This window comes from Flavobacterium filum DSM 17961, assembly GCF_000425465.1.
GTDB lineage: Bacteria > Bacteroidota > Bacteroidia > Flavobacteriales > Flavobacteriaceae > Flavobacterium > Flavobacterium filum.
Genome location: NZ_KE384381.1, coordinates 204451 through 226762 on the forward strand (window position 1 = coordinate 204451; position 22312 = coordinate 226762).

Sequence of the window (22312 nt, forward strand, 5' to 3'; positions counted from 1 at the left end):
TAATGCTTTCAGATCATTCAAGAATTACATCTTATAAGCTATACCTTTTTCCCCGAGTTACTCCCGAGTCATTCCCGAGTTGTTCCCGAGTCATCCCGAGTTGTTCCCGAGATATTCCCGAGATATTTCCGAGTCATCCCGAGATGTTCCCGAGTCATCTCGAGATATTCCCGAGTTGTTCCCGAGATGTTCCCGAGTCATTCCCGAGATATTCCCGAGATATTTCTAGGCATTCCCGAGTTATTCCGAGTCATCCCAAGTCATTCCCGAGTCATATTGGACAATTTTCATTTATTTTCATGTTAACCTAATCAAATTAGGATATAATTTATATTTTAAAACACTATGCTCGGAATTTTATAAATCACTTTCCGATAATATCATGAATATTAAAATTCAATACAAAAAATAAATAAAAATCATTTAGTAATAAACTTAAATTGTTAAAAACAGTTTCTTACAGAAAGATTTTTTTTCGGAATTTCTTACTAAATTTATGGAATCAATTTTTTTCATTTTTTTATGCCGTTATTTCAACAAACAGTCATTGCAAAATACTTAAAAACACAAGATAAAAACCTTTTGCAAGAAAAATGGATTCAGTTTCAGAATCATTTTCATAATGTGACTATTCAGGACAATATCCGAAATAGTAAAGAGGAACAATATCAAGGAGAATTTTTACTTGACTTATTTGTTGCAATCTTAGGTTACACCAAAAATCCGCAACCGAATTTTAATCTAACAACCGAATACAAAAACGTCAAAGACAGCAAAAAAGCCGATGGTGCAATTGTGATTAATGAAAAAGTGATTGCAGTAATCGAATTAAAAGGAACTGAAACTACTGATTTAGGTAAAATTGAAAGTCAAGCATTTGGTTATAAAAACAATCAACCGGATTGCAACTATATTATCACCTCCAACTTTGAGAAAATTCGATTTTATATTGATAATGCCATTGAGTACATTGAGTTTAATTTATTCAAACTTAAAAAGACTGAGTTTGATGTTTTATACCTTATTTTAGGTTGCAACAATCTTGCAAACAACCTTGCAAAGCGGATTAAAGAGGAATCGTTGAGCCAAGAAGACCAGATTACAAAGAGTTTGTATAAAGATTATTCCTTATTCAAACGAGAACTGTTTCATAATTTGGTTGCAAACAATATGCAATTTGAACCCATTGATTTATTCAAAAAATCTCAAAAGTTATTGGATCGCTTTTTGTTTTTGTTTTTTGCAGAAGATCGTCACCTCCTCCCTCCTAACTCGGTTCGGTTGGTTTTGAGTGATTGGAGAGATTTGCAAGATAGAGATGTGGACATTCCGTTGTATGATCGCTTTAAAAAATATTTTGAATACCTAAACACGGGCTACAAAGGTAAACGCTATGATGTGTATGCCTACAACGGTGGACTTTTTAAGCCCGATGAAATTTTAGACCATGTCACGATTGATAATGATCTATTGTATAAACATACTCTAAAACTTTCTGATTATGATTTTGCAAGCGAAGTTGACGTAAATATTTTAGGTCACATTTTTGAAAATTCATTGAATGAATTGGATGAAATGAAAGCCCAATTAGAAGGTCAAGAAATTGATAAATCTAAAACCAAACGCAAAAAAGATGGTGTTTTTTATACACCGAAATACATCACGAAATACATTGTAGAAAATACCATTGGCAAACTTTGCAATGAAAAGAAAAATGAGTTGCAACTGGTGGATGAAGACTATACAACCGACAAAAAACGACAAAAGAAAACAGTACAACAGTTAAATGAACGGTTGCAAACCTACCGCAATTGGTTGTTGCAAATTACTATTTGTGATCCTGCTTGTGGTAGTGGAGCGTTTTTAAACCAAGCTTTAGACTTTTTAATTAATGAACATGCTTACGTTGACGAGTTGCAAGCCAAATTATTTGGTGATGCCATGATTTTGAGTGATGTTGAAAAAAGCATTTTGGAAAATAACTTGTTTGGTGTGGACTTAAATGAGGAAAGTGTTGAGATTGCAAAACTCTCGTTATGGTTGCGAACGGCTCAACCCAACAGAAAACTAAATGACCTAAGCGGAAATATCAAATGTGGCAACTCTTTAATTGATGACCCCGAAGTTGCCGGAGAGAAAGCGTTTAATTGGCAAGAAGCATTTCCGAAAGTGTTTGCAAAAGGTGGTTTTGATGTGATAATTGGAAATCCGCCTTATGTAAATGCAAATGATATTAAGAAAAATTCAACATTAAGTGAATATCAATTTCTAAAATCAAAATTTAAAATTGCAAAAGGGACAGTTGATTTGTATTTGTATTTTTTTGAAAAAGGATTAGAAATTACTAAATCTAACGGATTGTTGGCATATATAACCCCCAATAGATTTCTTTCTGCGAGCTATGGTAAAGCTTTCCGAGAGATTCTTTTAACAAATTATGAATTAATTTCATTAATAGATTATAGTGATAAGAATGTGTTTGCTGATGCCAGTACCTACCCCGTTATTACTTTTATAAGAAACCAATTGCCTTTAAAAACATATAATTTAATAACTGGTAAATTTGATGATTTAACCAAAAAATTAATTTCTAATAAATATCCATCTGATAAGCTAAATATTTTAGATGATTTTATTTTAGGCTTTTTATTAAACGATAAAATCAACCTAACAATTAAAGTGTTTTCACAATCAGAGCCATTAGAAAATTGTGGTAAAATTAATGCCACATCGACAGCTAGTGAAGCTGACTTGTATTCAAGTTTAATAACTGATGAAAACGGCTATAAATTAATCAATACAGGAACGATTGATCCATACATTTCATTATGGGGAATTGATTTTTTAACAGACAAAGGAACAAAATATTTAAGACCTTATTTACCTAAAACATCTAATATTATATCTACAAATAGGCATAATTTATACAGTACACAAAAAATTATAATTTCAAAAATTGGTTTAAAATGTGAAGCTTTTTTTGATAAAAAATCTGAATATGCTTCTATAAATACAAATTGCATTTATAATTTTTCGGATTTATTTTTGCCTGAATATATAACTTGCTGGTTAAACTCGAAGCTTTTTAATTATACGTTTGAATGCCTTTTTGATGGTTTAAGAATGTCAGGAGGATATTTATTGTTTTCTGCACCAAATTTGAAAAATACAAGAATAAAGAAAATATCACTTTTACATCAAAATCCATTTGTTGCAAAAGCAGATCAAATGCTTTCTTTAAACAAGGATTTATTAGAAAAATCCATAAAATTCCAACGCACATTGCAACGAAAATTTGAAGGAATAGAAGTTAACAAAAAACTAGAAAGCTGGTATGAATTAACCTTTGCAGAATTTGTAAAAGAGTTAGGTAAAAAGAAAATAAAACTTTCTCTTTCCGAAGAATCTGAATGGGAAGATTACTTTTTGCAAGAGCAACAAAAAGCGGTTGCAATCAAAAATGAAATCGATGCCACCGACAAAGAAATTGATCGGATGGTTTATGAGTTGTATGGGTTGACGGAGGAGGAGATTAAAATTGTGGAGGGGAGTTAAATTATATTAATATGAAAAGTTTTGACCTAAAAAATATAGCAGGAGTTGATATTTATGATTACATCAATCTCAATGAAAACCCCTTATATATTAAAATTGATAAAAACAATAAATCATTCAAATTAGGTATTTGCATAAGAGAAACACCTGATGATGGATTTATTAAAGTTTCATCGATATACGAGTTTGAGAGAGAGTTCAGAAAACATGATTTTTTTTATGACAAGAAATCAAATGATAGACTTCGCTATTTGCAAGGGTGGTTGAGATAAAGAAAAAAAGTTTATTATAAAGATGAAAAAGAAAAAAATTGACTTTTGTCATTTATGCGGACAATTCAAAGAGCTAACATTTGAACACATTCCTCCGAAATCTGCTTTTAATGATAAACCCATTTTAATACAAAACTATGAGCATCTTTTTGATAAAAAAAGTTACCTGTATGGTAAATCATTTAGAAGTAATAATGGCTCAGGTTCTTATTGCTTTTGTGAAAGTTGCAATAATAACACCGGAACATGGTACGCTAACGATTTCTCCAACTTTGTAAAACAAGCCTATGTTCATTTTGAAAAAACAAGTAGGGTTAGCAAACTAAATTTAGTAGAATTAAATTATAAACCTTTGAACGTCCTAAAGCAAATCCTAACTATGTTCTTAGCGATAGATCATTCTGGTTATTTGAGAGATGATAAGAATTTAGTAGAATTCATTTTAGAAAAAGAAAACAAGTCACTTCCTGACAAATATCAAATTTACTTATACATTACAATCTCAAAACACAAAAGACTTTTTGGAATACAATGGAATAATTTGAACGGTACTTTCAATGCACATTCTGAAATTACATTTAATCCGTTTGGTTATTTTTTAGCAATTGATTCCCCACCTCCTATTGAAACAATGACAAACATTACTCAATTTAAAGATTATAGTTTTAATGAAAATGCAAACTTTATCATACCACTATTTTATTTAAAAACAGATGATAAATTTTTGGGGCAATATAATTAATTAAAAAGAATGGGGATGTTTTTCACTATATAAGAAAACTTTAAACTAAATCTACATATTTAGATTAAAAAAGGAAATGCAAAATCATGCTTTACAACAATCGTCCAAACTTTCATAAGCTTCAGGATCTGCTTTTACTTCATCTGCATCATAACCTAATTTAGAGATGGCTACTTTAATCGTTTGCAAATCTGTTTTCTTTTCATTGTAAAAGATTGTGAAAGTCATATTCTCATCATCTAATTGATAGGCTTTCACACCTTTTATTTTCAGCATCTCTGTTTTGAACTTCATACCACAGGTTTCACATACTTTGCAATGATCACAATGTAATACAGTTTTGATTATTGCTTTTTGATTTGTATTTTGAGCAGATACTGTAAACATTGTAAAAAGAGTAAATACAAGTAGAAACAAAGTTTTAGAATTGATTTTTTTCATCTTGAAATTGATTGTTTTTTCAAAGATAATTAAAATATTTTTTAGTAATTCAAATTCAACCCAACTCCAAATCCCATGTCGCTATCATAATGTGTTCTGATACTGAAATTTCTTTTTAAAATGTATTTTGCTTCAAGCATATATTCGGTGTCGGTATTAACCATAAATCCCATTCGAAGTCGTTTTGAAACCGGAATATCTTCACGCATTAATTGTACTCTAACATTACCGTCTTGAAAAATTTCTGCTTGTGCCATCACTAACATAGGTAATGTATAATTAACTCCGGCACTTAAAACTGCTCTTCTATCTTTCGTATTTTCTTGCCCGAAGATGTTTTTTTCAACTTCATCGTTCATTTTTCTGTATCGCCAGTCGAAACCAATAAAAGGCATCAACCATTGCATTTTTCCTATGTATCTTCCTAAATGGAATTCGGCTTCGTAGCCGTGCATATCGTGGTAGCCTAAACGCCATTCTGCACCTAAACTCCAACGTGTATTTTGTATCATGGCCATACCATCATTTCCATTGGTAGCAAAATCATTTTCAGCCATGATGTGAAAAGCTCGATCGTCTGCAAATAGCTTTCGTTCTGCTAATTTAGGATTGGGAATTAATGGGTTTGGCTCTTGGTTTTCATAAGTAAAAATTCTGCCCATACCTGCCATCATGTGATATAAAATGTGACAATGGAAAAACCAATCGCCTTCTACATTCGCATTAAATTCAATGACATTAGTTTCCATTGGCATTAAATCCATTACGTTTTTTAATGGAGCATATTGTTCCTGACCGTTAATGATTCTAAAATCGTGACCGTGCAGGTGCATAGGGTGTCGCATCATCGAATTGTTGTAAAGGGTAATCCTGACATTTTCACCTTTTTTGATTAAAATTTTATCGGTTTCGGAAATTACTTTATTGTCTAAACTCCAAACATACCGATTCATATTTCCGGTTAATTCAAAACGAAGTTCTTTTACCGGAGCATCTTTAGGTAACGTTGTTTTTTCTGTAGATTTCAGCATGGCATAATTAAGTGTTGTAATTGTTGCCTTTTCATTACCGTGGTTTTGTGTATGGTTGGAATGATCATTCATACTGTCGCTACTTTCTGTATTTTTCTTATTCCTGTCTTTTGCAGCATCCGTTATTTCCTGATACATAACCGCATTCATATCCATTTGATTTAATGACATTTGCATTCCCATATCATTTAACTCTCCGTTCATTTTCATCATGTCGTTCATCATTTTCATTCCTTCAAAATATTTCAATTTTGGTAAAGGAGAAATTAATTGTTTGATACCACCACCAAGATATAAAGAGGCTGATTTAGTTCTGTCTTCGGCAGTAGCTAGAAATTCATAAGAAGTGTTATCAGCAGGAATTGTCACTACGACATCATAGGTTTCTGATACTGCAATTAAAAGTCGATCAACTTCCACAGGCTCTACATCGTTACCATCACTGGCAACTACAGTAATTTTTCCACCGGCATACGTTAGCCAAAAATAAGAGGACGCACCACCGTTTGCAATGCGAAGTCGTACTTTATCTCCACCTTTAAATTGGGTTAACTGACTTTCATTTTTACCATTAATGAGAAACTTTTCATAGTACACATCACTCACATCCATAGCGTTCATTCGTTTCCATTCGTTACCAATTTTTGTTTTGAAGTGACCTTGTTTGATGGCTTCTGCATAACTTTGGGTAGAACCTTTTTTTATAGCAAACCAGTCGGAAGCATTGTGTAACATTCTGTGAACGTTTTCTGGTTTTAAATCCGTCCATTCACTTAAGATTACTGGAACGGTTGGTATATCGTCGATTCCTTTTCGGAATGTTTTATCATTTTCTTTTTTATTCATTATGAACATACCATACATCCCGATTTGTTCCTGTAAACCGGAATGACTATGATACCAATGTGTTCCGTTTTGAATTATAGGAAACGTGTATTTATGAGTAGTTCCCGGTTCAATTGGCATTTGAGTGAGATGAGGCACACCATCTTCTTTATTGGGTAAAAATAGTCCGTGCCAGTGCAAAGAAGTGCTTTCCTTTAATTCGTTATGCACATAAATTTCAGCAATATCACCTTCAGTAAAAGTAAGCGTAGGCATGGGAATTTGACCATTTACCGCAATGGCTCTTTTTTCTTTTCCGGAAAAATTAACGATAGTATCCCTAACGTATAAATCGTATCGAACTATGTTTTGTGAAAACAGCGTTTGTGTAGCCAAAACAAGGATTAGTATCGGCAATAGTTTTTTGAAAAGCTTATTTTGATTATTCATTTTAGTTAATTGTATTTTTCTTTAAATTTACTCTTACGATATTATTTTTTTAATAACACTTCCCAATCAGCTATTTTATGGTTTAATAGTTCAATAGTTTTTTTCATTTTCTCCTTATCAGCTATCGAAATTGCTCTCTTTGCAGCTTCAATAGCTTTTGGGTAATCTTTATTTTCTGAGGCTAATTTTTGTCTCAAATTTGGATAATAGAAATTTTGTGGGTTTAATTTTTCAGCTTCCAAAAGCCATTCAATTGCTTGTTTATAATCTCTATTTGTGCTATAATAATAATTAGCTGCCTGAAATAATAAAGTAGCATCTTGTGTTTTGCCTTTAACAATATGTTGGTCTATTAATGCTAATATAGTATCGTCCTCCTTACTCTTTATTGGTATTTTGACCATAGTATTTTCCCAAAATATTTTTAGAAATGCCTCTCCTTTGCTATTGATGTCATTTAATTCAATTGTGAATGTTTCATAGAAGTTGGGACTTTTTTCTGTAGGGACTTTGAAACGCATCACGTCTTTTTTTTCATCATAGCCCGTTTCACCATGTAAAGTAGTATCTGTGTTAACAATTATCGTCCATTCATTAACTGATGGAATTGAGAATATTGAATAACTACCGACTTTTAATATACTTTTACCAAAGGAAATATCTTCGGAAGTGTTAATTACTGTGCAATCACTCGCACCTGTACGCCAAAGTTTATCGAAAGGTACTAATTCACCAAATATTTTTCGGCCTCTTACTAAAGGTCTGCTATATGCTATTTTTATTATTGCACTGCCCACTTCTTGATCAAATGATGAAGCTGGACTTGCTGATTTGGTTCTGATTTGAACTTTTTCTTGGGCACCTATTAGTAACGATTGAAATAGCATAAAGCTTATAAAGATTATTTTTTTCATTTTCATTTTTTATTTAAAGTTTTAAATTTCGTAATCGTAATGCATTCACAATTACAGATACTGAGCTAAATGACATGGCTAGAGCTGCAATCATTGGAGATAATAAGATTCCGAAAGATGGGTATAAAACTCCTGCTGCAATTGGCACACCCAATACGTTATAGAAAAAAGCAAAGAATAAATTTTGCTTGATGTTTCTCATAACAGCATGACTCAAATTTTTAGCTTTTACGATGCCTTGTAAATCTCCTTTCACTAAAGTGATTTTGGCACTTTCAATAGCTACATCAGTTCCGGTTCCCATGGCAATTCCAATATCAGCTTGTGCTAATGCCGGAGCATCATTTATACCATCGCCAGCCATGGCCACAATTTTGCCTTCTGCTTGTAATATTTTTATTTCTTTGAGTTTGTCTTCGGGTAAGCATCCGGCTTTGTATGATGCTAACCCTAATTCATCAGCAACCGCTTTGGCTGTATTTTCATTATCCCCAGTTAGCATAATTACTTTTACACCTTGGCTCATTAATTCTTTAATGGCTGCTGTACTTGATTCTTTAATCGCATCGAAGATTGATACAAAACCAATAGCAATGCCTTCAACTGCTATATAGGAAACTGTTTTTCCGAGTTTTTGTTCTGCAATAATTTTGTTTTCTAAATCGTCAGAGACTGTTGCTTTGACTTGTTCCATTAGCTTTTTATTACCTAATGCTACTTTTTTATTGGTTACCGTTCCTGTAACTCCTTTTCCTGCAACGGCTTCAAAATCTTTAACTTCAATTAATGAAACAGTTTTTAGTTTAGCATAATTAACTACAGCCTGTGCTAATGGATGTTCACTATATTGATTTAATGAAGCAATGCGTTGCAATAAATCTTCATCTTTGTTATCGGTTGAGTATATTTTTTCGACAGATGGTTTTCCTTCGGTGATAGTTCCTGTTTTATCTGTAATTAGAACGTTAACCTTATTCATATTTTCTAAAGCTTCGGCATTCTTTATCAAAACGCCCGATTGTGCTCCTTTACCAACACCCACCATTACGGACATGGGAGTTGCCAAACCTAAAGCACAAGGACAAGCAATAATCAATACAGCAATGGCATTTATAAACCCATAAACCATAGCAGGTTCGGGACCAAACTTAGCCCAAATGAAAAAAGTAATTATTGAAATAATCACCACTATTGGCACAAAATATTTGGCAATACTATCGGCCAATTTTTGAATTGGTGCCCTAGATCGAGAAGCATCGTTGACCATTTGCACGATTTGAGAAAGTAAAGTTTCTGAACCTACTTTTTCGGCAATCATTACAAAGGATTTGTTACCGTTTATAGTTCCTGCAATTACATTGTCATCTTTCTTTTTGTCCACTGGAATGGGTTCGCCTGTAATCATCGCTTCATCAATGCTACTTTCTCCATCGGTAATTTTGCCATCAACTGGTATTTTGTCCCCGGGTTTTACGCGCAATAAATCCCCTTTTTTGATGTCGTGAATCGAAATTACTTTATCACTTCCATCAATTACTAAAATAGCTTCGGTAGGAGCGAGTTTTAGTAATTCCTTAATTGCTCCACTAGTTTGGCTGTGTGCTTTGGCTTCCATTAATTGTCCTAATAGAACCAATGTTAGAATTACTGTTGTGGCTTCAAAATAAAGCAAGACTGTTCCGTGTTCTGTTTTGAATTCGTTTGGAAAAATGTTTGGAAAAAACATACCCACTAAACTAAACAAAAAGGCAACTCCGGTTCCTATACCGATAAGGGTAAACATATTCAAATTCCAAGTAATAATAGATTTGAAGGCACGAACAAAGAACATCCAACAGGCATAAAAAACAACAGGAAGTGTAAGTATAAATTGTACCCAATTCCATTTTGTAGCATCCATTATTTTAAGTAACGGATTGTTTGGCATCATTTCTATCATTGCGATTGCAAAAATGGGAACTGTAAATACGACCGCTATTTTCATTTTTTTGACCAAATCTTTATAGGTCTTTTGATCTTCTGTGTCAGTTGGATTCATAGGCACTAAATCCATTCCGCAAATAGGACAAGAACCTGGTGTTTCACTAATTACTTCTGGATGCATTGGACAAGTATATAGGGATTTGCTAAGAGTTAAATCCGGAGCTTTGACTAAATCCATTCCGCATACAGGACAGTCGCCTGCTTTGTCATACACTTTTTCGCCTTCACAATGCATTGGACAATAATATTTGCCATTAGCATTAACAGCGATTTTGATTTCTTTTTTATCGCTGTGGGAATGCGTAGAGCAACAAGATTTTACAGTATTTTCATTTGAGGTTGCTTGTTGTAACATTTTATCATTGGCTATTTCTATGGTGTATTTTCCAACGGCAGATAATGCTTCTTGCAACTGTGTTATTGGAATGTGTTTTTCCATTGTTATAGTAGCTATGGATGGGTTTAAGGAAACTTTTGCTTCAACGCCATCAATAGCATTCAATGTTTTTTCGACTTTAGAACGACAGCCATTGCAAGTCATTCCGGTAATGGTATAGGTATGTGTCATAATTTTTTAGTTTTTAAATATTACATTTTCATCCCTTCCATTGGGTCACTTCCTTTTCGGAATTTATATTCGCTGTTTATGGCATAAGCCCCTGTAATAACGACTTTTTTGGCAGGATCTATTTCAGATTTGATTTCTATCATTCCATTGGTTTCTATTCCAGTTTCTACCATTACGTTTTCAAATACTCCCGGTCTTTTTTCAACCCAAATATAGGAAGCGTTTTCTTCCCTTATAACTGCATCAACAGGGATATACAATCCTTTCAGATTAGATTGTGTTAATTTTGCCATCGCTTGCATCCCAGGTTTTAATTGCAAATTTGGATTTGGTATTTCCAATCGAATTAAAAGCAGACGAGTATCTGGATTTATTTCTGGATTGATAAAAGAGACTTGTGCATTTATGGTTTTATCAGGAAAATCGGTAAATGTAATTTGGGCTTTTTGTCCTATTTTTAGATTTTTAGCATAGTTTACGTTGACTTGTGTTTCTAGCCAAAGACTGTTTAAATCAGCTAATTTAATGATACTAGAACCTTCCATTGCATAACTGCCTTCCGTGGTACTTATTTCCGATATTGTTCCACTGGTAGTGCTATAAAAAATGGTATAAGGAGAAACTTCCTTAATGGTTTTTAAACTTTCAATCTGGGCATTGGTTAGACCAAAGAACAACAGTTTTTGTTTTGCTGCATTGAGCATATTTTGGGCATTTTTTCCAAAATCGCCAGGCATTGCCAGTTGTTTGTATGCCGTGAAATAATCCTGTTTGGCAATGGCAATATCTTCGCTATACAATTGATATACGGCTTGGTTTTTAGCCACATAATCACCAACGGTCTTGAAATACAACTTTTCAATTCTTCCCATTGCTCTTGAAGAAATGGTTTTGATTTTCTCTTGATTAATTGTCAGGACTCCCGTATAATTTTGCTCTAAACTGCTTTGGGTTTCTGAAATAGTTTGGGTAGTGATATTTCCCAGCTGTATTTGCTGTTTACTCAAACTTATTTCGTTTGTCTCTGTATCATCTTGTCTTATTGGTGTTAATTCCATATGGCAAATGGGGCATTTTCCGGGTTTGTCTTCCTTAACTTGTGGATCCATAGAGCAAGTGTAAAATGTTGTTGCTGCACTCTTATTGTGTTTGCTATGGTCTTCTTTGTCTTTAGTATTACAAGCCACCATTACCATAAATAGTATTGATAGTACACTTATTTTTTTTATTGTCTTCATCATTATTCGGTTTTAATAAAGCTTTCGCTGTCAATTAAATATTGTGCGTTTTTGGCAATGGTGTCTTTTACTGAAATACCCTCCATAATTTGGATAAAATCATCTATTTCAATTCCGGTTTTTATTGAAGATGCCTTAAAGCCATTGTCCATTTTCAAGAAAACTATTTTTTTGTTTCCAATGCTTACCATTGACTGTTTTTGTATCCAAATTCCTTTTATTGCATTTGTTTTAACAACACCTTGCAATCGCAAACCAATTGGTAATTTGAATTTATTGTTATTTAAATAAACTCGAATTCTATTGGTTTTATCGGCTGGATTTAATTGTGTTTCAACAAAATTTATTTTTGCATCCATAAATTCACCTTTGTCAAGTTCGGAAGTAATTCTGATGGATTGATTGGCTTTGATTAGACTATTGTATCCTTGGATAACATTGAATATTCCCCATACTTTATCCGTATTTAATAGTTTAAAAATGACCTCTCCCTTTTTTATATAACTCCCTTCTTTAACATTCAAAACTTCAGTGTTGTTACTAGCACTTTGCATCACAGGATTAGTTGTATTATCCATCGTTGCTGTTCCTTCAATAATACCAGAAGCTGGACTATAAATGGTTATTAGTGGGTTAACTTTTTTGGAATTAGACAGCGCATTTATTTGATTTTCAGTCATTCCATAAAGCAACAATTTTTGTCTGGAGGCATTAATAATCGAAGGATTTTCAGCATCATTAGTTATCATATAAATGAAGTTTTGTTGTTCCGTCAGTAATTCTGGGCTGTATAAATCAAATAGTTTTTGTCCTTTATTTACTTTTTGATATTTATAATTGACATACATTCGTTCGATTCTTCCGCTCATTCGAGCTGCAATGTTTACAGATGAATTGGGATCATATCCCACAATTCCTGGTAAATTTATTTCACTGCTTAAGGTGGTGTCTATTGCCGTTGTCGTTTGATAATTACCTACAATAAAATTGTCGGTAGGTTTTATAAGATTGTCGATTGAATTGTCGTCAACGGGATTGTTTTCTGTTACTTTTTTTACCAAATTCATTCCACAAATGGGACAATTTCCAGGTTTATCTCTAATGATTTCCGGGTGCATCGAACAAGTGTAAACTTCGTTTTGATGCCCCATTTCTGAATGATTATCTGATTTTTTGGCAAAGAAATAGATTGCAATTCCAATAATGGAAATTACAATAAGAGCTAAACCATACTTTATATACTTGTTCATAATTATTTGGTTTCTAATTGTTTTTCAATTTCTACTTGTGCTGCCAAAATACTTTGTAATTTGTCCAAGGCATCAATTTGAGCCATATTTAATGCTTCCCAAGCATCGAGAGTGGCAAATAAATCACCAGTATTATTTTGCCAAGCCAAAATTGCAGTTTCATAATTTTTTTTCAAGGCAGGAATGATGCTTTTTTGTGCAATCTCGTATTGCTTTTTTAAAGCGGTCAATTCATTGTTCATACCCGAAATCATTCCTGTGGCTTCATTCAAAATCATTTGTTTTTGCCAGTTCAGACTTTCATTTTTAATTTTAAAACTATTGATGTTGGCTTTATTCATTTTGGTTGACCAAGGCATAGGAATAGTAACCATTCCCAACAAGGAGAACTGTTGAGGTTGTGTTCCAAAAGCAAACATATGGTCGTATTTTATACCAAACTCGGGTAATAATTTTGTTTTTTCGGCTGCAATTTTGAGTTGATTTATTTCCATCGTTTTTTCGATGGCTTGTACATCGCTTCGGTTTTTAGAAAGAGAAGTTGTATCTGATATGGCCAAATTAAAATCTTTTATTTCGTAAGTTTCATCAATTTCAAATTTGGTGTTTTTATCTCTTGCCATCAAGGTGTTTAGCATAATTCGCTTTTGGGAAATGTCATTTTGCAACATTAGAATCATACTTTCTAATGCGCTGTATTGCGATTTTGCTTTGTAATAAGTAGGCAATTTATCCATATTATACTGGTAGCGTATTTCCATACTTTTAATCATATAATCTAAAAGCAACAAATTATCATCGGCTATTTTTATTTTTTTATTTAAAACCAACCATTGATAATAATTTGTTTTTGCCAATGCTTTCAATTGATTAACTGTATAGTTTTTGTTTTCCTTTTCGACCGATGACATTGCATTCATAAGATTAAAATCAGCTTTTAACTTGGATGCATTGGGTATCATTTGCGTAACACCCAACATATAGTTTCCCATACCAGGGTTCATTTCATTTGCTTTCCACATTTTGGTATTGTAGGGTGTCATAAAAAAACCGGTTTCTACTTGAGGGGGCATCCAGCTTTTGGCTCCTTTTGCTGCAGCATCCATACTTTGAATTTCGGCATCATAAATTTTCAATTGTGGATTATTTGTTTTGATGGTATTCAATACATTATCCAAGGAAAGTGTTTGGGCAGCCAAATTTGTGGCGCTTAAAATCAAACAACTTAGGACTATATAAAATTTATTCTTTAACATCTATAAGATCTATTTTACCTTTTGTTCTTAATTCTCGAAGTTTTACCATCTCAAAAACAATTGGTGTTACTAATAATACATAAATCGTGGAAGTAATTGTACCTCCAATTAGTGGAACAGTAATGGGAAGCATTATATCGGATCCCGTTCCTGTCGCCCAAAGAATGGGGATTAATCCAAATAGTGAAACGGAAACAGTCATCAATTTTGGTCTTAACCTTTTGGCAGAACCATCAATAATATATTGTTTCAATATTTCTTCAGTTATGGTTTCCTTGCTATTTCCGTACTTTTCTACCATTTTATTCATAGCTTCATTCAAATAAATGGTCATTAACATCGCCGTTTCGATTGCCATTCCAAACAGTGCAATAAATCCAACGGCAACGGCAACAGATAAATTAATGCCATAAAAATAAACCATAAAAATCCCTCCAATTAGAGCAAAGGGTACTGTAATCATTGTGATTAACGCCTCTTTCATTGAATGGTACGTAAAATATAAAACAAGAAATATAATGACCACAACAATGGGCAGTATTAAACTTAATGTTTTGTTAGCTCGAATTTGATTTTCCCATTGACCACTCCATTCCACATAATATCCTTTTGGCATTTTAGTCATCATTGTATTGAGTTTCTCCTGTGCCTCTTTTACAGTACTTCCTAAATCACGTTCCCGAACGTTGAACAATACAGTGCCACGAAGCATTGCATTTTCGCTATTTATCATTGGAGGACCGTCACTTATTTTTACATTAGCTACAGTTTCTAATGGTATTGGACCAAAATCCATTGTTTGTACTTGTAGTTTTTTTAAGGCCTCAAGGCTATTCCTGTATTCTTGTGCATATCGTGCATTTACAGAAAAACGTTGTCTTCCTTCGATAGTTGTGGTTAGTTTCATACCTCCAATAGAGGCTTCAACTACGTTATTTATATCATCTATGGTTAGTCCGTATCTGCCAATAACGTCTCTTTTTGCTTCAATATCAATATATTTACCGCCTGTTATTGGTTCAGCATACAAATCTTTAACACCAGAAGTTCCTTCCAATGTTTTTTTAATTTTTTGAGCCAAAACATTTATAGTATCTAAACTTGCTCCGTAGATTTTAATTCCCACATCGGTTCTGATTCCTGTCGAAAGCATATTAATCCGGTTTATAATGGGTTGCGTAAAACCATTGGTCACACCAGGGATTTGCAATTTGTTGTTTATTTCCGTGATAATGTCATTTTTGGTTTTGTCTTCTCGCCATTCTGCTTGAGGTTTTAACAAAATAATTGTTTCCACCATACTTATTGGACTGTTATCCGTTGCCGTATTTGCCCTGCCTGCTTTTCCAAGCACGTGAGCCACTTCGGGAATTGATTTTATCAATTTGTCCTGAACCTGCAAAATTCTTTTTACTTCAGAATTGGACACATCAGGCAAGGTTACCGGCATAAACAGTACAGATCCTTCATCTAAAGGAGGCATAAATTCTGAGCCTAAACGAGTAAACATTAAAACACCAATCAGCAAGGCAATGATGTTGATGCCCAATACCGTTTTCCTCCATTTTAAACAAAAAATCAAAATGGGTGTATAAATGCTTTCCAATTTTTTGTTAATTGGGTTTTTGTCTTCTGGGCGAAGTTTTCCTTTTAGTAAGAAACTAATTAACACAGGTGTAAGTGTAATGGCTAAAAAAGCATCAACTATCAGTATAAACGATTTTGTCCAAGCTAGTGGACTAAATAACTTGCCTTCCATTCCCGTGAGAAGAAATACAGGCAAAAAGGATGTAATTACAATTATTGTTGAGTAGAAAACACCTGGACCTACTAATTTGGAAGAGCTTTCTATAAGCTTCAACTTATCTTCAGAAGACAACGGATCGTTTTCTTTTTTGAATATATTTTTAATTTTATTTTTCATCTTATTTCCAATTACTGATTATTGTCCATTTCTTCCTGTTTCTCCGAAATTGTCCTGTATGCATTCTCTACCATTACGATACCATCATCAACAACAACACCAATTGCCAGAGCAATACCCGTTAATGACATAATATTAGATGAAATGCCAAATGCTTCAAGTAAAATAAAGCCAATAGACACAGATATAGGTAATTGAATGAGTATAATTAAAGCACTTCGCCAATGAAAAAGGAAAAGAAGAACCACAAGAGAAACAGTAATCATAATTTCGATTAAAGTTCCTTTAACTGATGCGATTGCTTTTTCTATTAAATCACTTCGGTCATAAGAGGTTTTAAAAGTAACCCCTTCAGGCAATCCTTTTTCAACTTCTTTCATTTTTTCCTTGACTGCCGTTATTACCTTATCAGCATTTTCGCCATAACGCATTACCACAATTCCGCCAACAACTTCACCAGTGCCATTTTCATCAAAAATACCTAGTCTCAAATCGCCACCCATTTGTATTGAACCAATGTCTTTAACTTTTACAGGAACGGAATTATAATTTTTAATAGCAATCTCTTCCACGTCCTTTATGTTTTTGATATATCCTAATCCTCTTATAATGTATGACATATCACTCATTTCGAATTTTCGCCCACCAACATCGTTATTATTAGCCTTGACTGCATTCATCACTTCCATCATACTGACGTTATAGTATTGCATTTTCAAGGGATCCAACACTAATTGATACTGTTTTTCAAAACCACCAAAAGATGCCACTTCGGCAACTCCAGGAACAGTTTGCAAGGCGAATTTCACGTACCAATCTTGTAAGGCTCTTTGCTCTCCCAAGTCCATACCGTCGGCGTTTAAATGATACCAAAAAACGTGACCCACACCTGTGCCATCGGGTCCAAGTGTTGGAACTACATTTTGAGGCAACAAGCGTTGGGCATAATTTAGTCTTTCCAATACACGGGTTCTTGCCCAATAAATATCGACATCATCTTCAAAAATGATGTAAACAAAGCTCATCCCAAACATAGATGCGCCTCGAATGTTTTTAACCTTAGGAATACCTTGCAGGTTGGAAACCAAGGGATATGTTACTTGGGCTTCGATAACCTGTGGGCTTCTTCCCATCCACTCCGTAAACACAATAACTTGATTTTCGGATAAATCAGGAATGGCGTCAATGGGGTTTTGTTGGACGCTGTAAACTCCCCAAGCAAATAAGCAAGCTGAAACCAGCAAGACAACGGCTCGATTTCGTAGTGAGAATGTTATTAATTTTTCTACCATTATTTTTAATTTAGTAATGAAATACTATCTTTTGTTTTATTTATCCAATCCAATACTTCTTTTTTTTGGGAGGCTGTAAGGATTGCTTTTTTATGGATTAAAGTATAAGAACTCAAAGGCATTTCGTTTGATTCGATTTGTTTTGCAATTCTTTCTAATTTATTATTTTGCTTTCGGCTACTATAATTTCCCCATTCATTAAAATTTAAATTTTCTTTTCCTGTTGCAATATGACTTTCCATAAAAAAACGAGCGGGTTGAATGTAAGAGTACCAAGGATAATTGGTGTTGTTACTGTGGCAATCATAACAAGAAGTTCGCAAAATGATTTCAACATTTTTAGGAACATTATAGACTTTTGTAAAATTACCAGTTATATCCTGCTCAAAACTAATGTTCCGAGCAGGTTGATATAACTGTATCAACAAAAAAATAATTAACCCAATAAAAAGTATTTTTTTGATGATTTTTTTCATACTAGTATTCTTTTTTTATAGAACCGCAAGTAGCCATTTCTTTTCCAAAATATGGATTTTTGATTTCTTTTGTTTCACTTATCCAAACAGCACCTTTGTTGTCATCTGCCATTGGGCAAAAATCCAGATATAGTTTTTGACTGGTTCCAAATAATTGAATTAAGTCATTCATATCCTTACTTAACATTACAAAATGTTCTCTTTGATGTTCTATCTTTCCTCCATTATCTCCAATATGCTCTGCGTGTTCTTTGGCATCATCTGCAATATCCAAATATTCTTTTTTTTGTTTTTCGCTTAAAACTTTGATGTCAAATCTGTCAAATGAGGTGAATAGTATTTTTGCTTTTTCGGCAGCACCATTTGTATCATCTTTAACCAATTTGTTTTTTAAATTTATGTAACTAATTAAAATATCCTCGATGTTAACATTGGATTGTGTTGTTGCAGCAGAGGATGCTTCTGTTGCTTTTTTTTCGTGAGGTGCTTGCGTTTGAGTTACCAGTTCGGTTAATTCCATACCACATTTGGAACATGTTTCATCTTTTTTTCCTTGAACCTCGGGATGCATTGGGCATGCATATAGTTCACTTGAATTTGCGGAAGTTTCTGTAGTGTTGTTTTCTGTTTCTTTGTTTTTTTGATTGCAAGAAACTAAAGTGATTGCTAAAATAGCTGTTAAAATAAGTGCTTTCATACTGTGTTATTTTTTAGTTATTAATTATTTTTTCTGCTTTATAATAAGAATAAGTCCCGATTGATGTGTTGATATAATCTACTTCCCGAGCATTTTTAAATCCTGCATCAGTAATGTATTTTATCATCAATCCATTTACATTATCAGTGGTAGTTTTGAAACCGTCTAATAATTGAACTAAGTAAAAGGATAACCTCATCCATTTTGTTTTTGCTTTACCCCAATCTCCAATGATTAATTCTCCATTTGGTTTTAATATTCTATTAATCTCTAATAAACATTTCAATTTTGTAATCATGTCTAACTGATGAAAAACAAGAGAACTATAAACCTTGTCAATTGAATTATCTTCAAATGGTAACTTATTTCCATCATATAAAAAAAGAGGTGCTTCAATTCCTGTTTTTTTCAATTTATATTCTGCTATTGACTTAATCTTAGGGTCGATGTCAACTCCTTGTATGTTACAGTTAGGAAATCGTTGTTTGAGTATGATAATGTTTTGGGCTGTTCCGAAACCAAATTCTAAAATTTTTTCTTTCTCCTTTGGGTCAACAAAATCAATTAATCTGTTTCTGAACTTTTTTTCAGGCATTGTTACTTTTATAGCTAAATCATAGTAATCGCTTAAAAAATCATAACCTAATGCCGGGATAAATTTTGTTTCACTCATCTTGATTTTATTTTGTTAAATCGAAAAAAGTATAGTACAGATTAAAATAAAAGCCATTTGGTGCTGAACGTACCATTGAACTCATTAATTCTTGACGGTATGCAAAATCCAGTCGTGCCTGACTGTTGAAAATAAATTGTATTGCCGGCACAACGTCTAAGTACGATTTGCCGTTTTCATTGATGGTTTGTCCGACAAATTCTACCATAAAGTTAATATTTGTTTGCTTGAAACTGGTATATTTTTTTGGATACATCAGTTTACCAAATGATAAGGTGTAATTGGTAGCATTGTCGCCCATATTATCTGGAAACGGATAATCAGGTTTGTTGTCAAAGGCTTTCTCAAAACTTACTGACGAACTTATTGCCAGTTTTTTAATCAGCTTAGTGGCTACAAATCCTCCTTCGAAACCTGTGTTGTGTCCTAAGATTTCTATTTGCTCCTGGTGAATGTCGGCATTATTGAAACTATATCTTCCAAATACTGCCATTCGGAAATGACTGTTCAGATCATCGGAGGAATAGAAACGGTACTTTGTATAAAAACTACCTCCTTCAGTCACCAGTTGGTTGCTTCGGTTACTTATGAAAGCAGAAGCCCGGAACATAATGTTTTTGTTTAGTCCATAAGTTGCTTCGGGCATAAAATGGTAATTGTAGCCTGATTTCATTTCCTCTTTGAAAAGTGACTGCATCACATTAACCGCCAGGGAATTTGCAGGAACATTACTAGCCGGATCCGTTACTACAAATAACTCCTGGCTAAAAATGTTTTGGCAACTTATTGCAACTGCAACTAAAATAATCTTTCTCATTAATTTAGAATTTTAATGTGAAAATCATCTTCGTTGTTTGAAGCATAAGTTTCAACACTTTTGTATGATTTGGATAATTTTTTGAACTCTTTTTCAGTCACATAGCCTTTGTCAACCACTTGAAATTGTATTTCATTCATGTTATCTGGTTTGTCACTAACCAAAATGTAAGTACTTTGGGTTATGGTTTCCGGCTTTGCAGTTATAATTAAGGAACCTATGAAGAAACCTGCATTTTCTACTTTATCCTTAAAAGATTTTGGACTTAAATTATAGCCTTCATTTAATGTTACTGTAAATGTGTTTGTGTTTAAGTCGGTTTCTACATTAGCCACTTCGGGCATACTTTTTAACTGCTTATTTATTGCATTGGAGCACATTGAACACGTTAAACCCGTTGCTCTGATTTCTGCTTTAACAATTTGTGCATTACTTTTTAGTGAAAACATCAGAATTATTGATGCAACTAGGATATATGTTTTATTTATTTTTTTCATTTTTATTGTGTTATTAACTTAATTATTTCTTCATCTGATGGGTTTTTTGCAATTAGAATGCCTTCTGAGTTAAATAAGAATTTAGACGGTAACTCCTCCACACCAAAAAATATAGCTGCATTAGCATCAAATCCTTTGGGATCAATTAATTGGGTAAATTTTATTTTGTCCTTTTCAATAGCTTTGAGCCATTTATTAGCATCCGTATCTATTGATATTCCAATGATTTCAATCTTGTCAGTACTAACTTCATTATGCAGTTTTACTAACTTTTTATTACCCAAGCGACAAGGACCGCACCAAGATGCCCAAAAATCAACGAGTACATACTTCCCGTTAAAAGAGGAAGTATTCACATCACTATTGTCGCTACTTTTTAGCGTTACTGATGGGATTTTATCGCCAACTTCTATTTGTGCATTTACTATAGAAGTATTGGCAACCATCAAAATCATAAAAATTACTTTTCTCATTTTATTTATTTTATAATTTCTACCGTTTTACCACAACTCAACATCATTGAACCGTAGTATGGATTTTTAATGGCATCTTCTTTACTTAACCAATTTGCACCTTTTCCATCGTTATACATAGGACAGAATTGATAGTAAATAGGGGATTCATATTTGGCAACTTTCATTAGACCATAAATATCTTTTGATAAATTTGAAAAATGTTGTCGTTGTTGTTTGATGTCTTTGTTATCTCCAATTTGTTTTGCGTCTTCTTTGATTGAATTAACAACTTTCATCCAAACCATGTGGACATCCATTTCAAGTTTCTCCATTTTGATGTTATTTACTGCACTCAAAAGTTCTTTAGAAGCTACAGCTGCTTTAGTTGCATCGGATGTAATTAATGCATCTTTTACTAAAAAATAATTGCTAAACACAGCATCTAATTGATTTTCATTTGGGATTACATCAGTAGCTGATTGAAAATGATTACTGTGATTAGAATGTGCTTCGGTAGTCATCATTTTATTTTCTTCTTTGACAGGAACTTTAGCTACTCTTTCATATTGACAACATCCATGAAGATTATTATATACATCATCCGGAGCAAGAAATTTATCACTATCATATCCTGCCAATGCAATTCTTTTTAGAATTTCATCTTGGTTTGTTTTTTTTGCGTCATAAGTTAAAGTAGCCAACTGAGAGTCTTGATCCCACTCTACTTTCGCTATTTTCTTGATATTTCCTGTTTTTTCAATGGTTGTTTTACACATACCACAATTACCGTAAATTCTAACTGTCTCGGTTGTAGCATTCTTAATTTGTGCATTTGTTGTAGTTGATAGCAATACACAGATTACTACCATTATGTTTATAAATGAATTTTTCATTTTAAATGATATTTGATCAAAGCGAGTACTTTGATTAGTTAATAAAAATAATTTTTAATGAAT

At 33.1% G+C, this 22312-nt stretch carries 19 protein-coding genes; 3 read left to right on the forward strand and 16 right to left on the reverse strand.

The genetic code is table 11. The features are described 5' to 3' along the window. Positions 1-522 precede the first annotated feature (522 nt). Genes H601_RS0113940 through H601_RS15865 form a run of 3 tightly spaced genes read left to right on the forward strand, consistent with a single transcriptional unit; the run spans position 523 to position 4569 of the window. On the forward strand, positions 523-3555 hold the full coding sequence (locus tag H601_RS0113940; RefSeq protein WP_026712061.1) for an Eco57I restriction-modification methylase domain-containing protein: 3033 nt from the start codon (positions 523-525) through the stop codon (positions 3553-3555). An 11-nt stretch (positions 3556-3566) separates the two neighbouring features. Next, entirely contained in the window at positions 3567-3827 is a 261-nt protein-coding gene (locus tag H601_RS0113945) for a hypothetical protein (protein WP_026712062.1), read from the forward strand. 22 nt (positions 3828-3849) lie between these two features. Further along, positions 3850-4569, forward strand: coding sequence for a hypothetical protein (locus H601_RS15865; RefSeq protein ID WP_051220768.1), 720 nt, complete (start codon positions 3850-3852; stop codon positions 4567-4569). An 84-nt stretch (positions 4570-4653) separates the two neighbouring features. Here H601_RS15865 and H601_RS0113955 read toward each other — a convergent pair whose 3' ends face one another. The 16 genes from H601_RS0113955 to H601_RS0114030 form a co-directional block, all read right to left on the reverse strand. Beyond that, positions 4654-4956, reverse strand: a complete 303-nt coding sequence (locus tag H601_RS0113955) for a heavy-metal-associated domain-containing protein (protein WP_156900418.1) — start codon at positions 4954-4956, stop codon at positions 4654-4656. Positions 4957-5051: 95 nt separating this feature from the next. Beyond that, on the reverse strand, positions 5052-7316 hold the full coding sequence (locus H601_RS0113960) for a multicopper oxidase family protein (RefSeq protein WP_026712064.1): 2265 nt from the start codon (positions 7314-7316) through the stop codon (positions 5052-5054). Positions 7317-7357: 41 nt separating this feature from the next. Next, the gene (locus H601_RS0113965) at positions 7358-8230 is read right to left on the reverse strand and encodes a DUF2911 domain-containing protein (RefSeq protein ID WP_026712065.1); all 873 of its coding nucleotides are present in this window, start codon (positions 8228-8230) and stop codon (positions 7358-7360) included. Between the two features lie 13 nt (positions 8231-8243). Beyond that, the gene (locus H601_RS0113970; RefSeq protein WP_026712066.1) at positions 8244-10781 is read right to left on the reverse strand and encodes a heavy metal translocating P-type ATPase; all 2538 of its coding nucleotides are present in this window, start codon (positions 10779-10781) and stop codon (positions 8244-8246) included. Between the two features lie 20 nt (positions 10782-10801). Then, a complete protein-coding gene (locus H601_RS0113975) occupies positions 10802-12019 on the reverse strand; it encodes an efflux RND transporter periplasmic adaptor subunit (protein ID WP_026712067.1) in 1218 nt (405 codons plus the stop codon). A 2-nt stretch (positions 12020-12021) separates the two neighbouring features. Further along, entirely contained in the window at positions 12022-13269 is a 1248-nt protein-coding gene (locus H601_RS0113980; RefSeq protein ID WP_026712068.1) for a heavy metal-binding domain-containing protein, read from the reverse strand. A 2-nt stretch (positions 13270-13271) separates the two neighbouring features. Next, positions 13272-14468, reverse strand: a complete 1197-nt coding sequence (locus H601_RS0113985) for a TolC family protein (protein ID WP_245571664.1) — start codon at positions 14466-14468, stop codon at positions 13272-13274. 43 nt (positions 14469-14511) lie between these two features. Then, positions 14512-16449 (reverse strand): efflux RND transporter permease subunit, encoded by a 1938-nt coding sequence (locus H601_RS0113990; protein WP_035656081.1) that lies wholly within the window; start codon positions 16447-16449, stop codon positions 14512-14514. 11 nt (positions 16450-16460) lie between these two features. After that, entirely contained in the window at positions 16461-17741 is a 1281-nt protein-coding gene (locus tag H601_RS0113995) for an efflux RND transporter permease subunit (RefSeq protein ID WP_026712071.1), read from the reverse strand. Between the two features lie 5 nt (positions 17742-17746). Then, positions 17747-18217, reverse strand: coding sequence for a heme-binding domain-containing protein (locus tag H601_RS0114000; RefSeq protein WP_026712072.1), 471 nt, complete (start codon positions 18215-18217; stop codon positions 17747-17749). A 1-nt stretch (position 18218) separates the two neighbouring features. Then, positions 18219-18914 carry a DUF3347 domain-containing protein gene (locus H601_RS0114005; RefSeq protein WP_026712073.1) on the reverse strand — a complete coding sequence of 232 codons (696 nt, stop codon included), beginning with the start codon at positions 18912-18914 and terminating at the stop codon, positions 18219-18221. 13 nt (positions 18915-18927) lie between these two features. After that, positions 18928-19587 carry a class I SAM-dependent methyltransferase gene (locus H601_RS0114010; RefSeq protein ID WP_026712074.1) on the reverse strand — a complete coding sequence of 220 codons (660 nt, stop codon included), beginning with the start codon at positions 19585-19587 and terminating at the stop codon, positions 18928-18930. 7 nt (positions 19588-19594) lie between these two features. Next, positions 19595-20404: a hypothetical protein gene (locus H601_RS0114015; RefSeq protein ID WP_026712075.1), complete on the reverse strand. Its 810-nt coding sequence runs from the start codon at positions 20402-20404 to the stop codon at positions 19595-19597. Continuing rightward, positions 20404-20901 carry a heavy-metal-associated domain-containing protein gene (locus H601_RS0114020; protein ID WP_026712076.1) on the reverse strand — a complete coding sequence of 166 codons (498 nt, stop codon included), beginning with the start codon at positions 20899-20901 and terminating at the stop codon, positions 20404-20406. Before H601_RS0114020 ends, H601_RS0114015 begins: the two co-directional genes overlap by 1 nt. Positions 20902-20903: 2 nt before the next feature. Further along, on the reverse strand, positions 20904-21374 hold the full coding sequence (locus H601_RS0114025) for a TlpA family protein disulfide reductase (RefSeq protein ID WP_026712077.1): 471 nt from the start codon (positions 21372-21374) through the stop codon (positions 20904-20906). A 5-nt stretch (positions 21375-21379) separates the two neighbouring features. After that, entirely contained in the window at positions 21380-22249 is an 870-nt protein-coding gene (locus H601_RS0114030) for a DUF3347 domain-containing protein (protein ID WP_026712078.1), read from the reverse strand. Positions 22250-22312 lie beyond the last annotated feature (63 nt).